Below are 21,454 nucleotides of genomic sequence, written 5' to 3' on the forward strand. Positions count from 1 at the left end.
AAGGAGGATACGGGCCATGAAATCCGCACTCAAGCAGTATCAGGCCACCCTGGAGCAGATCCGCCAGGAGGGCACCTACAAGAACGAGCGCATCATCACCACCCCCCAGCGCTCCCGCATTGACACCACCGCCGCCAAGCGGGTGGTGAACATGTGCGCCAACAACTACCTGGGCCTGTCCGACCGCCCCGAGCTCATCGAGGCCGCCAAGGCTAGCTATGACCAGTGGGGCTTCGGCCTCTCCTCCGTCCGCTTCATCTGTGGCACCCAGGCCATCCACAAGGAGCTGGAGCAGAAGCTCAGCGAGTTCCTGGGCATGGAGGACGCCATCCTGTACTCCTCCTGCTTCGACGCCAACGGCGGTCTCTTCGAGACCCTGCTGGGCCCCGAGGACGCGGTGATCTCCGACGAGCTCAACCACGCCTCCATCATCGACGGCGTGCGCCTGTGCAAGGCCAAGCGCTACCGCTATAAGAACAACGACATGGAGGACCTGCGCCGCCAGCTGGAGGACGCCCGGGACAGCGGCTGCAAGGTGAAGCTCATCGCCACCGACGGCGTGTTCTCCATGGACGGCTACATCGCCAACCTGAAGGGCATCTGCGACCTGGCCGACGAGTTCGACGCTCTGGTCATGGTGGACGACAGCCACGCCGTGGGCTTCATGGGTGAGCACGGCCGGGGCACTCCTGAGCACTGCGGCGTGATGGGCCGGGTGGACATCCTCACCGGCACCTTCGGCAAGGCTCTGGGCGGCGCCTCCGGCGGCTACACCGCCGCCCGGAAGGAGATCGTGGACCTGCTGCGCCAGCGCAGCCGCCCCTACCTCTTCTCCAACACCGTGGCTCCCGCCATCTGCGCCGCTACCCTCAAGACCCTGGAGCTGCTGACCTCCTCCACCGAGCTGCGGGACCGGGTGCATGAGAACGCCCGCTACTTCCGCGCCGAGATGGAGAAGCTGGGCTTCGACCTGCTGCCCGGCGAGCACCCCATCGTCCCCGTCATGCTCTACGATCCCAAGGTGGCCAATGAGTTCGCCGCCCGGATGCTGGAGAAGGGCGTCTACGTGGTGGGCTTCTGCTATCCCGTGGTGCCCAAGGGCCGCGACCGCGTCCGCACCCAGATCTCCGCCGGTCACACCAAGGAGGATCTGGACTTCGCCGTAAAGTGCTTCGGCGAGGTGAAGAAGGAGATGGGCCTGTAAGGCAAAATCTGACTGAAAAAATCCCACGCACGGCCCATGCAGAGACCGTGGTCCGGTTCGACCAAATTTCTTCAAATGTATAAAAAACGCCGCCTGCGGTTTATTCCGCAGGCGGCGTTTTTTGCAGTACCGAAAAGAAGCGTCAATCAGGCCAGATCCAAATAGAGAGCGGCCAGCTTCATGGTGTTCAGAAGGCCGTGGAGGTGGGTACGCTCCATGCCGTGAGAGCCGTACACACCGGGACCGATCAGAGCGGCAGGGGTATCGTGTCCGCTGTGCCAATAGGCACTGGCGTCCGAGCTGTACCGGGGGTAGATGTCCAGTGCGAAGTCCACATTGTTTTCCTCCGCCAGCTGGACCAGACGGGAGACCATGCCGTAGTCGTAGGGGCCACAGCTGTCCTTGGCGCAGATGGAAACCTGCTCCTCAGTACAGGTCAGATCATCACCCACGCAGCCCATATCCACCACCAGCAACTCTTCCACATCCTCAAATATGGCCGAAGCGCCGTGGCCCACTTCCTCGTAGACTGTGAAGGAAATTTCAGTATGGAAGCGGGGCTTGACGTTGGCGTCCTTCATCAATTTCAGGAGGGTGATGAGCAGGGAGACACTGCCCTTGTCATCAATAAAGCGGGACTTCAGATAACCGCGCTCGGTAAAGGTAGTCTTGGGATCGAAGCAGATAAAGTCGCCGGGACGGATGCCCAGAGCGAGCACGTCTTCCTTGGAATGGACAAGTTCATCCAGAGTGACCGCCATGTTCTTTTCGTCCCGGGGACGAGTGGAGGCGTCCGGAAACACATGAATGGCGGGGGAGAGGGAGAGGATCGTGCCGGTATAGCAGGCTCCGGACTTGGTATAGATCCGGCAATATTCACCCTCCAGAGAGGGGAGCAGAGGGGCGCCAAGGGCGGTAAACATCAACCGGCCCTGGTCGGTGATGGAGCGCACCATCAGGCCGAGGGTATCCAGGTGCGCGCACATTCCCACGCGGCGGGACTCATCCCGGCCCTCGATGGAGACGACCAGATTTCCTTTTCTGGTACGGCGGGTGGGGTAGCCGATGGACTGCACCAGCGCTTCTGCCTGATCCAGGGCGGATTGGGTAAATCCGGTAGGGCTGTCAGCGGACATGAGGGTGTGCACGGTTTGTTTTAGAAAATCAATCCCACTGTCAAAGTTCATAGAAACCTCCTATTTTTTCTGTTTGGTGACCTCATTATATGAATTTGGTGAACAAAACGAGGTATGAAATAAAGTGCACAAAAAAATCTGAAGAAACTTTCTATATTTGTTGAAAACACAATCGAAATGTGGTATATTAATGCCAACAAGATTGTAGATTGTATACAATCTTCTTTTCTAATCTACATCGAAGCATGGTAAAAGTCAATATACAAAACAAACTTTCTATAAAAATGCAAAGATATATAGGGGAACAGCAAAAATGGCTGAAATTCAGTTTAAAACATTACGCGAGCGGGTAGCGGATGCAATTCGGATGAAGATTTTGAGCGGCGAACTGCAGCCCGGAGCCCGGATCGTGGAGCAGGATCTCTCCAATGAGCTTGGCGTGAGCCGGGCGCCTGTGCGTGAGGCCCTGCGGCAGATCGAGGAGGAGGGCCTGATCGAGTACACCCGGAATGTGGGGTGCTCGGTCAAGCGCGTGACCGATGTGGACCTCTATGAGATCTATCTGCTCCGCGCCACCTATGAGATCCTGGCGGTCAAACTTTGTGAAGGAAGGCTGGCACCGGAGAGCCTGCGGCAGATGGAAGAAGCCCTGGAAAAAATGAAAACTCTGGAGGAACAGGACTTCCACGCCTCGATCTCCTATGACAATGACTTCCACGAGGGAATTATCCGTCAGGTAGGACTGCCGCGGCTGGCGAAAGTGTGGAGCCAGCTCAATTCCGGCAACATCATCACCTATTATACCGGTAGTACGGACCATGCAGCTTCGACCAAGCGGCAGTATCCCATCCATAAAGAACTGTACGACGTGTGCTGTACCGGAAATATGCAGGACATCTGCGATGCGATTATGGACCACTACATGCTCACTACCCGCCGCCGTATGGTGGAGCAGGGCATGGATGCGGAGCATTTCCAATTTGGGGTCAAGATTCGGTTGTAATTCACGGCAAAGCGGGATCCCCGCGCCAGTGGCTGCACCGGTTTTGGTAAGTAGCAATCAGAGTGATGAAAGGGGAAAAGAACATGAAAGCAAAACGACTGTTAACCTCGCTCCTGGCCCTGGCTATGATAGCCGGTCTGACCGCCTGCGGCGGTGAAGACAGCGGCACGGCGGAGCAGACGCTGGTCACTTCCCTGGCGGAGGAGCCGGCTACCCTGGATCCGTCTCGGTGCAACGATGTGGTAGGCGACACCATTCTGATCAATGTCATGGAGCCTTTGATCCGCATTCAGGAGAACGAAAACGGCGAGAATGTGCCCACTGGCGCCGGCGCAGAGCGCTGGGAATCCAATGAGGACGGCTCGGTGTGGACCTTCTATCTGCGGGACAACACCTGGAGCGATGGTGAGCCGGTGACCGCTGAGGACTATGTCTATGGTATCCAGCGCATCCTGGACCCCGAGGTGGGCTCCCCCATCTCCTTCCTCCTGTCCGACTGCATCAAGAACGGCAACGCCGTCAACCTCGGTGAAATGCCGGTCAGTGAGCTGGGCGTGAAGGCTCTGGATGAGAAGACTCTGGAGATCACCCTGGAGGGCCCCACTCCCTACTTCCTGTCCCTGGCCTACAGCAAGGCCATGTACCCCGCCCGTCAGGATATTGCAGAGTCTCTGGGTGACACCTATGGCGCCGATGCCGCCGGCCTGGTCTTCAACGGGCCCTTTGTGGTGACTCAGTGGACCCACAACTCCCAGTTTGTGCTGGAGAAGAACGACTCCTACTGGGACAAGGACAATGTGTCTCTGGACTCCATCACCTATATGATCATGGGCGATGAAAACTCCCGCTACAACTCCTTTGAAAACGGCTCTCTGGAGATCGTCACCGTGGGTCAGCCTGAGTGGATCGACCGTTTCAACCAGAAGGACAACGTGACCTTCACCGAGTATGTGACTCCCTCCGTCCGCTTCCACTTCTACAACACCCAGGATCCCATCTTCCAGAATGAAAACATCCGCAAGGCCTTTACTCTGGCCCTGGACCGGGACGACGTGGTGGAGACCATCTATCACGGGACCATGCTTCCCTCCTACAGCTGGGTGCCCCAGGGCGTGGCCAGCGGCGAGACCATCTCCGACTACAGCAGCCGCGGCACCGCGCCCCTGACCACCCTCATTGAGGAGAACCCCGACGCCAAGGCCCTTCTGCTGCAGGGCATGGAGGAGCTGGGCCTGGGCTCTGATCCCTCCACGCTGGACATCACCTTCTCCTTCGGCGGCACCACCCAGTGGCTGCGCAACTACGGCGAGTACCTCCAGGCGGTGTATAAGGAAGCTCTGGGCGTTCAGATCCAGCTGGAGTTCAACGAGTGGGGTACCTTCCAGTCCCTGATCAACTCCGGCGACTATCAGGTGGGCTATCAGGTCTGGTCCATCGACTACAACGACCCCATGGCCATGCTCTCCCTGTTTGTCTCCACCTCCAGCGCCATCCCCACCGGCTGGTCCAATGAGGAGTACGACGCTCTGGTGGCCCAGGCCGGCCGCGAGATGGACGACGAGGCCCGTCTGGCCCTCTACCAGCAGGCGGAGAACATCCTGGTCCATGACGCCGGCATCGTCTGCCCGGTGGTCAATGAGACCGTGAACCGCTTCCACTACAACTACATTCAGAACCTGCCCACCAACTACTTCTCCAGCAACAACGGCGGCATGAAGTACGTGAGCATCCAGCAGGATTCTTAACTGATTGGCTGAACTCACAAATGGGCGCCCGGTCTCCGGGCGCCCATTTGAATAAAGCACCCCCAAAGAAAACCACCCTATGCCGAACTGTTCATGGGAGGACTGGAATGTTAAAGTTTGTACTCAAACGGGTCTTCTACATGCTGTTGACCTTGTTCATCATTATCACGGTCACCTTTTTTCTGATGCACAGCATCCCGGGTGACCCTCTGGCCAGCATGGCCCGGAATCTGCCGGATCAGACACGGGAGAACTATTATGCCAAATACGGTCTGGATAAACCGGTTTGGGAGCAATACCTGATCTTTATGAAAAACCTGGTCACGAAGGGTGACCTGGGTGAATCCATCCGTTACCCGGGCCGTAGCGTCTCGGACACGCTGGCCACCAACTCTCAGGTCTCGGGTACCACGGGAGGACTGGCGCTGCTGTTGGGCATCGCCATCGGTGTGACATTAGGAATCATAGCAGCGCTGAACAAAAATAAATGGCCCGATTACTTGGTGATGTTTATCGCCATTCTGGGTATCACAGTGCCGGTCTTTGTTCTGGCGGCGCTGCTGCAATATTTCTTCACCGTGCAATTCCACCTGCTGCCCACCACAGGCTGGGGCAAGCCATCCAATCTGGTGCTACCGGTGATCGTCCTGAGCTTCAACACCATCGCTACCTATGCCCGGTATGTGAAATCCAACATGCTGGAGGTGATGAACCAGGACTACATCCTGACAGCGGAGGCCAAGGGTGTCACGCCCTTCAACGTGGTCAAGAACCACGTGCTGCGCAACGCCTTCCTGCCCTGCATCACCATCCTGGGCGGTCAGATCGCCAGCGTGTTCACTGGCTCCTTCATCGTGGAGCGGATCTTCGGTATCCCCGGACTGGGCTTCTACTATATCTCGTCCATCAATGACCGGGACTACACCATGATCCTGGGAACCACCGTGTTTTTCGGTGCGCTTTTCGTGATCGCGCAGCTTTTGATCGATATCGTATACGGAATTCTGGATCCTCGTATGAGGATCAAAGCCAAGGACTAAGGGGGATCGAGCGATTATGGACGAAACGATGGTCAAAGAGCCCATCCCAAAGGAAAAATTTCAGGTTATCGGCACCGATGACTTCAGCGGAGATGTGATCGCCCGGCCTCAGATCGGCTACTGGAAGGACGCCTGGCGCCGCTTCCGGGAAAACAAGATTGCTACCGTCTCCCTGGTGGTACTGCTTCTGATGATCATTATGGTCATCATCGGGCCCTACATCAACGGCATCAACTACGAAGACATTGATCAGGGGGCCCTCAACCAGGCACCCAGCGCGGAGCACTGGTTCGGCACGGACGCCCTGGGGCGCGACCTGTTCTCCCGTGTGTGGCAGGCTGGCCGGGTCTCCATCGCCATCGGCGTGGCCGGCGCCCTGATCAGCACCGTCGTGGGGTGCCTGTACGGCGGCATTGCGGCCTATTTCGGCGGCGCGGTGGACACCATTCTGATGCGTATTGTGGAGGTGCTCTTCAGCATCCCCTATCTGCTCATCGTCATTCTGATTTCGGTCATCACCGACAGCCACAGCATCTTTACCCTTATGCTGGCGCTGACACTGACCGGCTGGTGCAACACCGCCCGTCTGGTGCGTGGACAGATGATGCAGCTCAAGAATCAGGAGTTCGTGCTGGCGGCCAACGCCCTGGGCGTGAGTCCCTGGAAGATCATTGTCAAGCACCTGCTGCCCAATACTCTGGGCGTCATCCTGGTGGCCATCACCTTTGATATCCCGGGCTATATCTTCTCCGAGGCCTTCCTGAGCTACCTGGGTCTGGGCATTCAGGCTCCCAACACCAGCTGGGGTGCTCTGGCCTCGGCCGCCCAGCAGACCTTCGCATTCTATCCCTATCAGATGTTTTTCCCGGCGCTTCTGATCGCGCTGACGATGCTGTCCTTCACCCTGCTGGGTGACGGACTGCGGGACGCGCTGGACCCGAAGCTGAGAAAGTAGGAGGAAACAGCATGGAACCGATTTTGGAAGTAAAAGACCTCCACGTCTCGTTCAATACCTATGCCGGGGAAGTGAAGGCCGTCCGCGGTGTCAGCTTCACGCTGAACAAGGGAGAGACCCTGGCCTTCGTGGGCGAGTCGGGCTGCGGCAAGACGGTGACCGCCAAGGCGATCCTGCGCCTGCTCAAGCCCCCCTTTGCCGAGATCAAGGAGGGGTCCGAGATCCGCTATCAGGGCCAGGACGTGGTCCATATGGATAAAAAGACCCTGAGCAACTACCGCGGCGAGGAAGTGAGCATGATTTTCCAGGACCCCATGACCTCTCTGAACCCGACCATGAAGATCGGCAAGCAGATCATGGAGAGCCTGAAAATCCACAAGCACCTGAACAAGGAACAGGCCCGGAAAGAGGCCATTGAGCTGCTGCGGCTGGTGAACATTCCCAGCCCGGAGACCCGGGTGGACAGCTATCCCCATGAGCTCTCCGGCGGCATGCGCCAGCGCGTGATGATTGCCATCGCCCTGGCGTGCAGCCCCAGCATCCTCATCGCGGACGAGCCCACCACGGCTCTGGACGTGACCATTCAGATCCAGATCATGGATCTGCTGAAGGACCTGAAGACCAAGCTGGGTACCGCCATTATTCTGGTGACCCACGACCTGGGTGTAGTGGCCAACTTCGCCGACCGGGTGCAGGTCATGTACGCCGGCCAGGTGCTGGAGCGGGGCACCACCCGGGAGATCTTCCAGGACAGCCGCCACCCCTACACCTGGGCGCTGCTCAGTTCGGTGCCCACACTGGCCAAGGAGAGCAAGCAGGAGCTCTACGCCCTCAAGGGCACGCCTCCTGACCTGATCCTGCCCTTGAACCACTGCCCCTTCGCGGCGCGGTGTGAACACTGTATGCAGATCTGCAAGGAGCAGATGCCTCCGGAGACGGTGCTCAGTGAGACCCACAAGGTCTCCTGCTGGCTGCAGCATCCGGACGCGCCCCGGACGATCACCTTTCACGGCAAGGAGGCACGGTCATGAGCGAGCAGCAGAACACCCAGAACATTGTGGAGGTCACCGACCTGTGTAAATACTTCCGCGTCAGCCGCAAGGCTACGCTGAAGGCGGTGGACCATGTGACCCTGAGCATTCGCCGGGGCGAGACCCTGGGCTTGGTGGGTGAGTCGGGCTGCGGCAAGACCACCTGCGGCCGGACCATGATCCGGCTCTATGAGCCCACCTCCGGCACGGTCAAATTCAACGGCAAGGACATCTCCAAGCTCTCCGGCAAGGAGCTGCTCCAGTTCAAAAAGGACGCCCAGATCATTTTCCAGGACCCCTATGCCTCTCTGGACCCCCGTATGACCATCGGTGAGATCATCACCGAGGGCATGAATGTCCACTACCGCTACTCTGAGGAGGAGAAGCGCAAGCGGGTCCACGAGCTGCTCAACCGGGTGGGCCTGACGGCGGACTACGCCAACCGCTTCGCCCACGAGCTCTCCGGCGGCCAGCGCCAGCGCATCGGCATCGCCCGGGCCCTGGCGGTCAACCCCCAGTTCATCGTGTGCGACGAGCCCATCTCCGCCCTGGACGTGTCCATCCAGGCCCAGGTGGTCAACCTGCTGATCCGGCTTCAGAAGGAGGATCAGCTCACCTACCTGTTCATCTCCCACGACCTGGCTATGGTTAAGCACATCTCCGACCGGGTGGGCGTTATGTACCTGGGCAACCTGGTGGAGCTGGCCAGCAATGTGGAGCTCTACGACCACCCCCTCCACCCCTATACCAAAGCGCTGATCTCGGCCATCCCCACCGCCGACCCGGAAGAGGATATGAGCAGCAAGCAGATCAAGCTGGAGGGCGAGGTGCCCAGTCCCATCAACCCGCCGGACGGCTGCCGCTTCTGTCAGCGCTGCCGTTACGCCTGTGAGCAGTGCCGGAAGGAGACGCCGGTCCTGCGGGAGGTCCAGCCGGGCCATTTCGTGGCCTGTCACCGCTGTGAGGAGCTGGATCAGAGCCAGAAGAAGTAATCCCATTGGAACAATGGTCAACTGCCCCTGCGCACAGAGGGAAAGGAGGTTCATGCTGCGCGTCAGGAACAAGAGATGTGAAATGTGAGTCGTTGAATCAAGCAAGGAGTGAAAGAATGAGCGGTAAAGGAAAACAGATCCTCAGCGGTGTACTGGCACTCTCTCTTGCAGTGGGGCTGGCGGTACCGGCAAGCGCGAACACAGTTGCATCGGAAACCGACAAGACGTCGGAAAACGCAGTTCATCCATCCGGCCTGGTAGGCTTCGACGGGGAATACGCGCTGTCCGGTGACGGGAGCCCGGTCTCCATCATCGTGGAGCTGGAGCATCAGCCGGCCGCTCTGGTGCGGGCGCTGCAGGAGATGAGCGGTATGGGCACGCTGGGGGCCTCCCAGGGAAATCTGGAGGCTCAGGCGGAGCAGGACCGGGAGGAGTTCCTGGACGCGCTGAGCGCGATGCCGGCGGCGCAGTCCGCTTCGGGCAGTGAGGTGGAGATCACCTATACCTATACCAATGCCATCAACGGCTACGCGCTGACCGTGCCGGACACGCTGGTTCCCGAACTGGCGAAGCTGGAGTGCGTGTATGCCATTTATCCCAATGAGGAGATCCAGCTGGATCTGGACGAGGAGCTGAACGAGACCTACACCATCGGGGTGGACCTGGGCAGCTCCGCCGGCGACGGTGAGACATCGGCAGAGCCCATCGGCATGCTGGCCAGCCGGAATTACTATGAGACAGAGGCCCTGAACGAAGCCGGCTACACCGGCGCCGGGGTGACGGTGGGCGTCATCGACTCCGGCATCGACTATGAGCACCCGGATCTGGCGGCAGCTTTCTCGGACAAGATGCCCGGTACCGGGGAAACGGCCCCCGATGACTTGCTCCTGAACGGCAAGTTCTATGGCCGCAACTACATCAAGAATGGCCGCGAGGCCAACGATCCCATGGATGACCACGGCCACGGCACCCACGTCTCCGGTACCATCACCGGCCGGGGCGAGGATGCCATCTCCACCCGGGGCATCGCGCCGGAGGTGACCCTGGTGGGCTATAAGGTCATCACCGCCAGCGACTCGGTCTCCTCCAACAACCTCATCAAGGCGATGGAGGATGCCTGCAAGGACGGCTGTGACATTCTGAACATGTCCCTGGGCTGGAGCAACCAGAACGGCCCCATCCATGTGACCACGCTGGCGCTGAACAATCTGGCGCTGCAGTATCCGGACACCCTCTTTGTGGTGTGCGCGGGCAACAACGGCTCTGCTTCCTACACGCTGTGGTCGCCCTCCACCTCTCCTCTGGCCTTCTGCGTGGCCAATGCGGAGATCCCCTTCCTGCGCTATCACTATGTGATCCACCGCACGGAGGACGTGGAGAGTGTCTACGACACCCAGATCCGTCTGGTGCGCAATGACTGGAGCAGCACTGCGGAGTTCGACGACGCCAAGGGGGTCTACCTCCTCCAGAGCGGCGTGGATGAGGACCCGGATTGCTACTTTGCGCCCAGCGAGACGGGCACTTATCAGATGCTGCTCCTGCCGGTGACTGAGCCGACTGAGGACGGCAGCAATTGGGACAATCTGGCTACCGGTACCCAGGAGGAGCTGGACGCCTTTGCCGAAGCGAATCCGGACTGGGACTGGACCAACACCATGGTGGTGCTCAAGCGCGGCCAGAACTTTGACGACACGGTCAAGCGCCTGCGTGCGCTGGGCGGCGGTACCGTCGTCGTGATCAACACCGAGGGACGGGATGACGCGGATATCTCCTACTATCAGTCCCCCTTTGAGAACTATCTGCCGGTCTTTACCGTGGGCTATGAGGATGGCCTGGAGCTCATTGAGGCTCTGGAGCCCGGTCAGGCCTGCGAGGTCAACATCCCCGCCATTGAGGAGCCCACGTCTGAGCCTCACATCTACACTGGCAGCTCCCGCGGCCCGGTGGAGTCCACCTATGATGTGCGGCCTGACATCGCCGCCTCCGGCACCAACGTCCTCTCTACCGTGCCCAGAACGTACTTTGATCCGGATCTGGAGACCCATGAGCACAGCTACGCCTCCATGACCGGTACCTCCATGGCGACCCCCCACATCGTGGCGTTCGCCGCGCTGCTCAAGCAGGAGCACCCCGAGTGGAACGCTCTCCAGCTGAAGGCACATCTGGCCAATACTGCCAACCCGGATGAACTGGACACCGAGGACCGCTATCTGAGCGTCTACGACCAGGGCTCCGGTATGGTGCGCCCGGCGGATGCTCTGGCCAACAGCGATTTCTATGCCACGGCCAGCAACCTCAACGCCTATTACCGTACCGATACCAATGGTATTGCCAACGACGGCGCCGTGGAGGGCACTACCATCAGCTTTGGCGTCGTGTCCAACTATGCGGAGACTTCCAAACTGGTCCCTGTGACGGTCTATAATGACGGCGCCGATGCTGCCGAGTTCTCGGTGGAGATCCGCACCACCCAGGCGCTGAACGGCGTGTCTGTGACGGCAGCCAGCGATTCCGTGACCGTGGAGGGAGGCAGCCAGGTCAGCTTCGATGTGACCGCCGCAGTCTCGGCTGAGGCAGAGACCGGCTTCTGCGAGGGCTATGTGGTCCTCACCGAGGCGAGCTCCGACATCACCCTGGTCCTGCCCTTTGCCATCTACGTCAACAACCAGCCCGCCGATGAGGGCGGTGCCTTCAACGAGGACTTCACCTTCACCCAGGTGGCAGTTCTCTCCAACGGCGAGCACAGCCAGATCAAGGATATCCCCAATTACAGCAGTTTCGACTCCCTGCTGCACTATCAGTTCGCCAATTCCTACGATATGCTCAATCTGCTGATTGGAGATGCCGAGGGCAACCCGATCGGCCTGGCGTATCCGGAGACGATCACGGACACCAGCGTGGGGGATAACTGGTATTGGTATGGCACCTTTACGGGCTCCTATTACCCCTATGATGAGAGCGGCCACCCCAGCCAGACCGCTCAGCCTCTGCCTGAGGGACAGTACCAGCTGCTCTTCCAGGCCAAGAAGCTGGACGGCAAGGAGGACGTGCACGCCGTGCCGTTCGTGGTGGACAATACCCTGCCGGAGCTGACCCTTTCTGACAGCAGCGGGTCTACTTGGTACTACACCAATGAGAACGGCTATCTGGTTCTGAGCGGTCGGATCTACGACGCAGCTACTGCTGAGATGCAGGCCGACGGCCTCAACTCTACCGTGAACCAGCGTATCTTTGGCAAGACGACCAGCCAGCAGGACAATATCGTGGTGGTCCAGATAGGAGACGCTTACTACCGCGCCACCATTCAGGAGGACGGTACCTTCACCGTCCGCATCCCCGACAGCGGTACTCCCGTGGAGAGCGCCACGGTGTACTACGGCGACCACTTCCTGCCAGTGGGCAGTGAGGCCTATGCGAATGGCCAGCGCTACGGCTGGAGCGAGGAGCAGGCCAGCAAGGACTTTGATCCTCAGCGCCTGAGCTATGAGCAGTGGGGCCCCCAGGATGCCGGCGACAAGGTGCCCTGGATGTTCCTGTATGCCTATCGCGCCGCCAATATGGACTCTATGCAGGTGACCATCTCGAACAAGAGCACCACTTCCGGCGGCGGGAGCAGCTCTGTGACCCGCTATACCATCCAGGCCCAGGCCAGCGAGGGCGGCACCATCTCTCCCAACGGCTCGGTTCGTGTGGAGCGTGGCGATGACCAGACCTTCACCATGAAGGCGGAAGAGGGCTATGTCCTGTCCGACGTCCTGGTGGACGGGAAGAGCGTGGGCGCCGAGGAGCGCTACACCTTTGAGAACGTGCGCGCCAATCACACCATTGAGGCGGTCTTTGAGACGGACATCGGGGAAGGCGACACGCCGCTGGCCAGCAATGTGTTCCAGGATCTGAACAAGGATGCCTGGTATGTCGATGCTGTGAACTATGTGTACGCCAATGGACTGATGAACGGCACCAGCGAGACCACCTTTGCCCCCAACACCAATCTGACCCGCGCCATGCTGGTTCAGATCCTGTACAACCTGGAGGAGAATCCGGCCGCTGGTACGGCTTCCTTCCACGATGTGGCCTCCGATGCCTGGTATGCCGACGCGGTGGCCTGGGGCACCCAGGCTCAGATCATCAGCGGTGTGGGCGGCGACCTCTTTGCCCCCAACGCGGATATCACCCGGGAGCAGGTGGCAGTGATCCTATACCGCTATGCCCAGTACAAAGGCTATGATGTGACCGGCGGCGCGGACCTTTCCGCCTACGTCGATGCCGACAGCATCAGCACTTGGGCCCTGTCTGCCATGCAGTGGGCCAATCAGAAGAGCTTCGTCACCGGTACCAGCGCCACCACCCTGGCTCCTCAGGGTGCGGCGAGCCGGGCACAGGCGGCTTCCATGCTTATGCGCTTCTATGAGAGCGTGGCCGTGGAGACTGAGTAAACAAAACATGTGAGTTCAGGGCGGTTCCCGCCAGATACGGCGGAGAGCAGACTGGAGTCAGACGAAGAACGAGCGGCACAGCCAAAGGCTGTGCCGCTCGTTTGGTTTTAGATGCAGTTGGTGGTATTGAACACGGTAAGGTTTACGGTGCGGACGGGGATTTTTATGTGTGGGGGAGGGGCGTCAGCGACCGGCTGCCAGGCCCGTAGGCCATGCGGTAGAACCGGCAGTCGCCGCGGCAGCTTTCCAGTGCCGCCCGGGCCTGGGGGTACTCCTCCGGCGGGAGGCGCACCGAAAGTCCGCAGCTGACCGAGATCTCCCGGGGCGTGGGCATGATGTGGGCGGTAAGACCGGCCCCCTCCAGGGTCCGGCGGGCCTGAACAGCCCCCAACGCGCCGTCAAAGGCGATGAGACAGTAGATATGTTCCTCTTCCATGCCGCGCCGCCTCCCGCTGCGGCTCCATCAGCTCGCCTGGTGATAGGGCGCCACATAGACGCCGTCGCCGGTGTAGGGCTCGATGGGGCTCTCGGTGGTGTTGCCACCCTCCATCCACTTGTCCACGGTCTTGCCCACCGTGCTCTCGTGGTCGATGCCGTCGATCTCCTCGGCCATGTACAGCCAGTCGGCGTAGCTCATGCCGATGGGCTGGACCTCGTCGATCTTCTCCTCCGCAATGAAGGTATCAAAGTCCTCGATGCCGCACTTGTCCAGCCAGCTCAGGTCCATGAAGCCATCCACGTCGGTGACCAGAACGCGCTCCTCCTCGGGCACGCCCAGCTGATCGTACCAGGTCTCGTAGTTCTCCATGTTGCTCTCGTCGATGGTCCAGCACAGAGTGCGGCCCTCGGCGTTGGTCTTGAGGTACATGGTGCGCAGGCCCACGTCCTTGGAGGTGCCGAAGGTCTCGGCGAACATCTCACCGGCGCTGTAGGGGTGCTGGTACATGTACTTGATGGCCAGGCAGTGGGCCAGCACCAGACGGGTGGTCAGCTCGGGGTGGGCCTCGGCGAAGTCGGCGTTGATATAGTAGCCGCAGTGGATACCCCAGCCGGTGGACTTGTCCTCCTTCACGTCGGCGTGCCAGGCGGTGGCCAGGATCTTGCCGAAGCCCTCCTGCTCGGCGATGGAGGCGTAGGGGTCACAGCAGGTGAAGATGTCCAGCTGGCCGGCCCGCAGGGCCATCATGGCGTCCTCGTCGCCCATGCTGGAGCCCTGGTAGTAGGTTCCGATGTCGGAGGGGATGCCCAGCTTGTCACAGATCTCCAGCCAGAAGGTGCTGTACTGGGAGTCGGGGCCCATGTCCAGGGTCTTGCCCACCACGTCGTCCAGGGACTCCACGTCGGGGCTGACCACCAGGTACATGGCACCGCCCAGGTGGGAGCCGGCGGGCATGATGACCTGGGCGCCCTTGTTGTAGTTGTTGATGAGACCGCTGAAACCGGCATAGCCCACCACCATGTCACCGGAGGCCATGGCAGAGGCCACCTGGCTGGTCTTGGTGATGTTGACGTTCAGGCCCAGGGCCTCATAGAGGCCGGTGTCCTGGCCGATGATGGCCGCCACCATATGGTCACAGTTGTTGTAGCCCATTTCGATGACGTAGTCCTTGTCGGCCTCGGGGATTTCGGGCAGGTTGTCCACATAGGGGGCGATGGCCTCCTGGGGGTCGTATTTGACCTCCGCAGTCTGTTCGGTCTCCTGGCCGCTGTCGTGACAACCGGCCAGAGCGCCGGCCAGCATGGCGCCGGCCAACAGAAGAGACAGTGTTTTCGTGTACTTCATGGCGGATCCTTCCTTTCTCCAGTTACAGATGCTGCCTTTAGGTGGCTTATCCTTCGCTGTCGCTGTGGAGGGGGATCTCGGTGATGACCTCGCCGTCCATCCACTTCTCCACGTTCTTGCCCACTTCGCTGCTGTGATCGATGCCGTCGATCTCCTCCGCCTCATACAGCCAGTCGCTGTACGACATGCCCACGGGGAAGTTCGCGTTGATGCCGGCCTCCTCCAGGAAGGTGTCGAAGCTCTCGATGCCGCAGCTCTCCAGGAAGGACAGATCAAAGATGCTGTCGCTGCCGGAGGCGACAATGGAACGGTTTTCCTCGCTGATGCCCCAGTACTCCTGGTAGGCACAGAGGTTGTCGATGTTTTCGCCGCTGATCTCCCAGTTTAGGGTGCGGCCCTCGGCGTTGGTTTTCAGGTACATGGTGCGCAGGCCGGCCGCCTCGCTGGTGCCGAACTCCTTGGCGAACATCATGGCCGCGCTGTACGGGTGCTCATACATGTACTTGGTGGACAGAGCGCTGGCCAGCACCAGGCGGGCGGTCAGCTCCGGGTGTTCGTCCACAAAATTCTGGTTGTAAACTTCGGTGCAGCACACGCCCCAGCCGATGCCCAGCTCATTGGACAGGGAGCCCCAGGCGGTGTTGATGATCTTGCCGTAGCCCTCTTCCTCCGCACGGGAGGCATAAGGGTCTCACACAAAGCAGCCGTCAATCTGATCCGCCTTCAGGGCGGTGACGGCGTCGCTGTTGCTCATGCTGACTCCCTCATAGGAGCGGTAGTCCGGGTCCATGCCCAGCTCACTGCTGAAGCGCAGCCACTCGGTGCTCTCCATGGAGGTCTCGGTGACGGTGAGGGACTTGATCTGGTCCAGGGAGGTGATCTCATCCCGGACCAGGAAGTACCGCGCGCCGCCCAGGTGGGAGCCCACCAGTCCGATGAGGGGAGCTCCGGCGTTGAAGTTGTTGATGGCGCTCTGGAAGCTGACGTAGGCGCAGTCCATATCCCCGGCGATGAGGGCGTTCATGGCCTGGCCGCTCTTGGTCACGTTGACGTTGAGCCCCAGGGCCTCGTAGATACCGCTCTCCTGGCCGATGATGGCGCCCACCATATGGTCGCAGTCAAAGAAGCCCATCTCGATGACAAAATCTTTATCCGCCTCGGGGATCTCGGGCAGATTCTCCAGGTAGGGCGCCACGGCTTCGTTGGCGTCAAATTCCACATAGCTGACGTTCAGCTGCGCGTCCTGCTCACTGTCGTGGCAGGCGCTGAGCAGCCCCAGCGTCAGTGCGCCCGCCACAGCCAGCGCGGTGAGGTTGTGTAGGTTCATGTATTGCTCCTGTTCCCTTCTCGTGTCTTCTCTTGCGGCTGCCGCCGCGGGCTTTCGGCCTTCCAAGCGAAAGCCCCTCCTGCTCCCGGACCGGGAGCTGTCCATTGCGGCCTGAACGGGACCGCCGTCCCGCCCCTGGAATTACCGCTTCCAGCGAAGCAGTATACCCTCCAGCACCAGTACGACGCGATCCATCAGGAAGCCCACGATGCCGGCCATGATCATATAGGCCATGATGGCGGTGGTGTCCAGCTGGACCTGTGCGTCGTGGATCAGAAATCCAAAACCGGTGGTGGTCGCAATGAACTCGGCTCAGACGACCGCGCCCCAAGCGCTGCCGATGGAGACCCGCAGGCCGGTGATGAGACCGGCCATGCTGGAGGGGAACACCACGTCGGTGATGGTCCCCAGGGTCTTGGCGCCCATGCTGCGCACGGCGTTATAGTAGTCGGGGCTGATGTCCTGCACCGCCACCACGGTGGAGAGCAGGACGTTGAAGGTCGCCTGGAATGCGATGATAAAGATGGTGGGGCCGTCGCCCAGGCCGAACCACACCACGGCCAGAGGCACCCAGCACATGGTGGGGATCTGGCGCAGGGAGTTGATGAAGGGGGCGATGGTGTACATCACGGCCTTGGAAAAGCCCATGGCCACCCCCAGAGGGAAGCCGATGACGGCGCCCCAGAACACGCCCACGGTCACCCGGCGCATGGTGATGTACAGGCTGCGCCAGACGTGCATGTCGGTGAGCGAGTAGCCGATCTGCCCCAGGATGTCCTCGATCATGGGGAAGCGGAAGGAGTCGTCCACCGCGTGGGCCGCCACAAACCAGATGGCGATGAGGCAGGCCAGCGAGAGGACCAGACTGCCGTAGTAGCTCACCCAGCTCCGGATGGCCGCGCCCATCCGCTTCCCGCCGGAAGGGGCGATAGCCGGGGTTCCGCCTTCGGAGCGGGGTGTTTTGTTACGCTTCATGCTCTCAGAGCTCACTTCCTTCTTCGCCGCGTCCGCCGCGGCAGGGTAGCCCGGCCGGGCCGCCGGCCAGCCGGGACATACAGGATGCCTCCTGTCTTCGCCCAGACCCCCGGGCGGGGGTGGGGCGGAAAGCCTGCTCCCGAACCGGGAGCTGTCCATTGCGGGAGCTGCGGACCAAAGTGTCCGCGGACGGTTACCGCTTCCAGCGAAGCAGTACGGTCTCCAGCAGCAGGACGATGCGGTCCTGCGCGAAGCCCAGCACGCCCACCAAGATCATGTAGGCCATGACCGTGTCGGTCCAGAGCTGACTCTGGGCGTAGCTGAGGATGAAACCGAAGCCGTCACTCGTCGCAATGAACTCCGCTCACATCACCGTCATCCATGCGCCGCTCAGGGCCATGCGCATACCGGTGATGAGACCGGACATACACCCCGGGAACACCACATCCACCAGCACATCCTTGTTGGTGGCGCCCATGCTGCGCACGGCGTTGTAGAAGTCGGGGCTGATCTCCTGCACGCCGGAGATGACGTTCAGGATGACCACAAAGACCGCGTTGAACGCGATGATGAAGATGGTAGGGCCGTCGCCCAGGCCGAACCAGATGATGGCCATGGGCACCCAGGCGGTGATGGGGATCTGCCGCAGGGCGTTGATGTAGGGGGCCAGAAGGCGCATCAGGAAGGGGGAGAACCCCATGGCCATCCCGATGGGGAAGCCGATGACCACCGCGATGCCCACGCCCTTGAGGACCCGGACGAAGGTGATGAGGAAGTTGGTCCAGAAGTAGGGGTCCACCAGCGCCTCAAAGAGCCGGGCCAGCACGTCCTCGATGTAGGGGAAGGTGGCCACGTAGTTGACCTTGTGGGCGGCAAAATACCAGATGAGCAGCAGCACCGCCAGGCAGCCGGCGAAGGCGAAGTAATAGACCACCGAACCGAAGAGGTTGCGGAAGTTGCGCCGGTCGCCCAGCCGCACCGAGGTTTGCATGCGCTGTAAATCTCTTTGACCTTGATCCATAATGCTTTGCAATCGCCTCGTTTCCGATGGAGATAGGGGCTGTTACAGGGTGATCACCTGGTCGATGTTGGCCCCGGCCAGCGCGGTGTACACGTTGGGGAAGCAGCCGATGCCGGCGGGCGCCACCAGCTTGTCCTCGATCTCCCGCTGGATGCAGCAGCGGTCGCAGGCCATGAGCAGCATGCCGGTCTTTTCGGACAGGGCGGCCAGACGCTTGGCGATGTCGTTGCCCTCCACCAGCATGTAGCAGTTGTCAAAGAAGAACATCATGCCGGCCACCTCAGCCACATGGGTCCCCTGCTCCAGCTGGGGGATGATCATGTTCTCCAGGATCTCCCGGGCGTGTTCGGATTCAAACAGATACGCGACTTTCATTTTCGTTCCCTCCATAGTCACTGGGTTTTGGGTTCTCTATCAGGTCACGGCCGGACGGGCTTACAGCTTGTCGTCCAGGTCGTGGCACTGCCGGGTCTTGCGCAGAAAGTTCCTGCGCTCTTTTTTGGGCGCCGACGTCTCCTTCTCGGTGCCCAGGATGCTGCGCCCCTCGGTGAGGTCGGCGCCGGTCTCCACATTCTCGATGAACTTCATGAGGTCCTTGTCCTCATCGTTAAAGACCTCGCCGTTGAGGGCGTTCTTCAATACCTCGGTGAGCTGGTCCATGTACTCGTGGTACCGCTCGGAGGTGCGGTCCCGGGGGCGGGGCAGGTCGATCTTCACGTCCGCCATGATGCGGCCGTGGTCCCGGGACATGACCACCACCCGGTCGCTGAAATAGATGGCCTCGTCCACGTCGTGGGTGACCATCATGGTGGTCACCTTCCGCTGCTGGAGCATGGCCTCCATCTGGATCTGGAGGAGCTTGCGCATCTGGAAGTCCACGGCGCCCAGAGGCTCGTCCATCAGCAGGATCTCCGGGTCGCAGGCCAGGCCGCGCAGGATGGCCACGCGCTGCTTCATGCCGCCGGAGAGCTCGTAGATGTAGCTGTTGGCGCTGCCCTCCATCTGGGCGATGGCCAGCAGCTCCTTGAGCCGCCGCTCCCGCTCGGCCTTGGGGACGCCCTGCTTCTTCATGGGGTACATGATGTTGTCCCCCACCTTCAGCCAGGGGAGCAGCGCGTAGTTCTGGAACACGAAGGCCCGGTCGGGGCCCGGCTTGGTCACGGGCTTGCCGTTGACCAGCACCTGGCCAGAGTCCGCCTTCTGGAAGCCGGCGATGATGGTCAGCGTGGTGGTCTTGCCGCAGCCGGAGGGGCCTACCAGGCTGACAAACTCCCCGTCGTGGACCTCAAAGGAGATATCCTTCAGGACCAGCTTCTTCTCTTTCTTGTTTCCCTTGGCGGAAAAGGTTTTGGTGATGCCCTGCACAGAGATCGACATAGTTTTCCATTCCTCGTTTCGTTTCTCGTGGTGTCCAAAGGGGCCGGTTCACTCCTGTCCGGCCTCCGGCAGGTACAGGAATTTCAGATTGACGGAGTCCCAGAAGGCGTCGTCCATGCCGTAGAGGGCCTGGAGGTTGGCCTTGTCGTTGAGGGCTTCCGCCGTCTCGTTGTAATACTTCAGAAAGGTCTGGAACTGGGGGGTGTCCACGATCTCGTCCCGCACCACCAGACAGTAGGACACATAGTCCTGGTCGCAGACCCGGGTGTACTGGTACTCCGGCATCTGGAAGGCGCGGGCGATGTCCATCACCGCCCCGTCCACCTGCTGGTCGCCGAAGGCGTACAGGATGGAGGTGGAGGAGACCTCCTCGATGCTCTCCACCCACGGGTACTCCTCCCGTACCAGCTCGGCCAGATGCTCCCGCTTCATGGGGATGGCCATGGTGCGGATGTCCTCCGGGTCGGTCCAGTAGCCCAGCACCTCGCCGTTCATGACCACGGGGCTGTAAATGGAGAAGCCCTCGCTCTGGTTGACGATGGCCATGGAGATATGGCTGCAGTAGAAGCCCAGGTCGATGTCCTGGGTCAGCAGGGACCACTGTCCGGCGTTGGAACAGCAGTCGATGAAGAGATAGGAGTCCAGATCCTCCCCGCCCGCGTGGGTCAGGCCCTCCTGGCCGTCGGCCTCGTAGCGCTGGAGGATCTGCTCCATCAGCCGGCCGGTGATGTCGTCTCCCACGCCCACCACCAGCGTCTCGTCGTCCGCCGGGCGTTTTCCCTCCCGGGGCAGGACAAAGGCCAGCAGCAGACCCAGGACCAGGGCGGCGCTGAGAAAGATCGCCCCCCGTTTCATGGCGTTCAAGGTGTGCGAGCCTCCTTCCCGGTCAGCAGCAGTCTTCCATATCCTCGCCGAACAGGTTGATCAGCTCGCCGTCGATGATGCGGTAGATGGCATAGCCCACCTCACCGTCCTTCTCGCCGGTGACGACAAACTCCATCTCGCCCTCCTTGTCCATGTTGAAGAAGCGGATGGCCTGGTTTTCGATGGGGGCGCGGGTGGGCTCGGTGATGTCGTAGGTGCCGTCGCCCCGGTTGATGAGGGCCACCATCCAGTTGATGACGCCCTCCTCCGGGTTGTGGTAGAGCACCACCAGGTCCTTCCGCCCGTCGTCGGTGAGGTCCTCCTCACAGGCCAGGAAAATCTCCCGGCCGGGTACTTCCTGCTGGAAATAGAGGAGCGCCTCGTGGTCCTCCGGCACCGACTCGGCGTATTGGAGACGGCTGCTGCTGTTCTGCTTTTCCTCCTCCAGGGAGTAGATGTACTGCCGCAGGAAAAACACCGCCACGACGGCGGCCAGGATCAGCAGGAGCCGGGCCCAGAGGGGGAAGGAGCGCTTTGCTTTGCTGTTGTTCGTCATTGCATTCAC

18 protein-coding genes are annotated in these 21,454 nt (G+C 60.6%); 8 read left to right on the forward strand and 10 right to left on the reverse strand.

The window, feature by feature from the left end; translation table 11 throughout:
* The first annotated feature begins 16 nt into the window (after nt 1–16).
* Nucleotides 17–1,204, forward strand: coding sequence for a glycine C-acetyltransferase (locus tag B5G43_RS01945; protein ID WP_087258528.1), 1,188 nt, complete (start codon nt 17–19; stop codon nt 1,202–1,204).
* A gap of 146 nt (nt 1,205–1,350) precedes the next feature.
* On the opposite strand, the gene B5G43_RS01950 is transcribed toward B5G43_RS01945, so the two are convergent.
* Nucleotides 1,351–2,391 (reverse strand): M42 family metallopeptidase, encoded by a 1,041-nt coding sequence (locus tag B5G43_RS01950; protein WP_087258531.1) that lies wholly within the window; start codon nt 2,389–2,391, stop codon nt 1,351–1,353.
* A 262-nt stretch (nt 2,392–2,653) separates the two neighbouring features.
* Between B5G43_RS01950 and B5G43_RS01955 the strand changes: the two genes are divergently transcribed.
* From B5G43_RS01955 to B5G43_RS01985, 7 genes are all read left to right on the forward strand, one after another.
* Entirely contained in the window at nt 2,654–3,343 is a 690-nt protein-coding gene (locus B5G43_RS01955; RefSeq protein ID WP_087258534.1) for a GntR family transcriptional regulator, read from the forward strand.
* Between the two features lie 83 nt (nt 3,344–3,426).
* The gene (locus B5G43_RS01960; protein ID WP_087258537.1) at nt 3,427–5,088 is read left to right on the forward strand and encodes a peptide ABC transporter substrate-binding protein; all 1,662 of its coding nucleotides are present in this window, start codon (nt 3,427–3,429) and stop codon (nt 5,086–5,088) included.
* A 107-nt stretch (nt 5,089–5,195) separates the two neighbouring features.
* Nucleotides 5,196–6,128 carry an ABC transporter permease gene (locus B5G43_RS01965; RefSeq protein ID WP_087258540.1) on the forward strand — a complete coding sequence of 311 codons (933 nt, stop codon included), beginning with the start codon at nt 5,196–5,198 and terminating at the stop codon, nt 6,126–6,128.
* Between the two features lie 16 nt (nt 6,129–6,144).
* On the forward strand, nt 6,145–7,083 hold the full coding sequence (locus B5G43_RS01970; RefSeq protein WP_087258543.1) for an ABC transporter permease: 939 nt from the start codon (nt 6,145–6,147) through the stop codon (nt 7,081–7,083).
* An 11-nt stretch (nt 7,084–7,094) separates the two neighbouring features.
* Nucleotides 7,095–8,114, forward strand: a complete 1,020-nt coding sequence (locus B5G43_RS01975; protein ID WP_087258546.1) for an ABC transporter ATP-binding protein — start codon at nt 7,095–7,097, stop codon at nt 8,112–8,114.
* A complete protein-coding gene (locus B5G43_RS01980; protein ID WP_087258548.1) occupies nt 8,111–9,106 on the forward strand; it encodes an oligopeptide/dipeptide ABC transporter ATP-binding protein in 996 nt (331 codons plus the stop codon). The genes B5G43_RS01975 and B5G43_RS01980 overlap by 4 nt, the downstream gene beginning before the upstream one ends.
* A gap of 116 nt (nt 9,107–9,222) precedes the next feature.
* Nucleotides 9,223–13,542: a S8 family serine peptidase gene (locus tag B5G43_RS01985; RefSeq protein ID WP_087258550.1), complete on the forward strand. Its 4,320-nt coding sequence runs from the start codon at nt 9,223–9,225 to the stop codon at nt 13,540–13,542.
* Between the two features lie 163 nt (nt 13,543–13,705).
* Here the strand turns inward: B5G43_RS01985 and B5G43_RS01990 are convergent, their stop codons facing one another.
* From B5G43_RS01990 to saoC, 9 genes are all read right to left on the reverse strand, one after another.
* The gene (locus tag B5G43_RS01990) at nt 13,706–13,978 is read right to left on the reverse strand and encodes a DUF3343 domain-containing protein (protein WP_087258553.1); all 273 of its coding nucleotides are present in this window, start codon (nt 13,976–13,978) and stop codon (nt 13,706–13,708) included.
* A gap of 27 nt (nt 13,979–14,005) precedes the next feature.
* Nucleotides 14,006–15,325: an ABC transporter substrate-binding subunit SaoX gene (gene saoX, locus B5G43_RS01995; protein WP_158097331.1), complete on the reverse strand. Its 1,320-nt coding sequence runs from the start codon at nt 15,323–15,325 to the stop codon at nt 14,006–14,008.
* A gap of 46 nt (nt 15,326–15,371) precedes the next feature.
* Nucleotides 15,372–16,652 carry an ABC transporter substrate-binding subunit SaoX gene (gene saoX, locus B5G43_RS17935; protein WP_263598084.1) on the reverse strand — a complete coding sequence of 427 codons (1,281 nt, stop codon included), beginning with the start codon at nt 16,650–16,652 and terminating at the stop codon, nt 15,372–15,374.
* A gap of 312 nt (nt 16,653–16,964) precedes the next feature.
* A complete protein-coding gene (locus B5G43_RS02005; RefSeq protein WP_158097332.1) occupies nt 16,965–17,627 on the reverse strand; it encodes an ABC transporter permease subunit in 663 nt (220 codons plus the stop codon).
* 364 nt (nt 17,628–17,991) lie between these two features.
* Nucleotides 17,992–18,618: an ABC transporter permease subunit gene (locus B5G43_RS02010; protein ID WP_158097333.1), complete on the reverse strand. Its 627-nt coding sequence runs from the start codon at nt 18,616–18,618 to the stop codon at nt 17,992–17,994.
* 72 nt (nt 18,619–18,690) lie between these two features.
* Entirely contained in the window at nt 18,691–19,023 is a 333-nt protein-coding gene (gene saoD / locus B5G43_RS02015; RefSeq protein WP_087258567.1) for a DsrE-related protein SaoD, read from the reverse strand.
* Nucleotides 19,024–19,083: 60 nt separating this feature from the next.
* Nucleotides 19,084–20,025, reverse strand: coding sequence for an ABC transporter ATP-binding protein SaoA (saoA, locus tag B5G43_RS02020; protein ID WP_087258571.1), 942 nt, complete (start codon nt 20,023–20,025; stop codon nt 19,084–19,086).
* 48 nt (nt 20,026–20,073) lie between these two features.
* Nucleotides 20,074–20,889 (reverse strand): ABC transporter substrate-binding (seleno)protein SaoB, encoded by an 816-nt coding sequence (saoB, locus tag B5G43_RS02025; protein ID WP_087258574.1) that lies wholly within the window; start codon nt 20,887–20,889, stop codon nt 20,074–20,076.
* A gap of 22 nt (nt 20,890–20,911) precedes the next feature.
* Nucleotides 20,912–21,445 carry a Cys-Cys-COOH (seleno)protein SaoC gene (gene saoC, locus B5G43_RS02030; RefSeq protein WP_087258577.1) on the reverse strand — a complete coding sequence of 178 codons (534 nt, stop codon included), beginning with the start codon at nt 21,443–21,445 and terminating at the stop codon, nt 20,912–20,914.
* Between the last annotated feature and the right edge of the window lie 9 nt (nt 21,446–21,454).

Origin of the sequence: Flavonifractor sp. An92, from assembly GCF_002159175.1 — a bacterium.
GTDB lineage: Bacteria > Bacillota > Clostridia > Oscillospirales > Oscillospiraceae > Pseudoflavonifractor_A.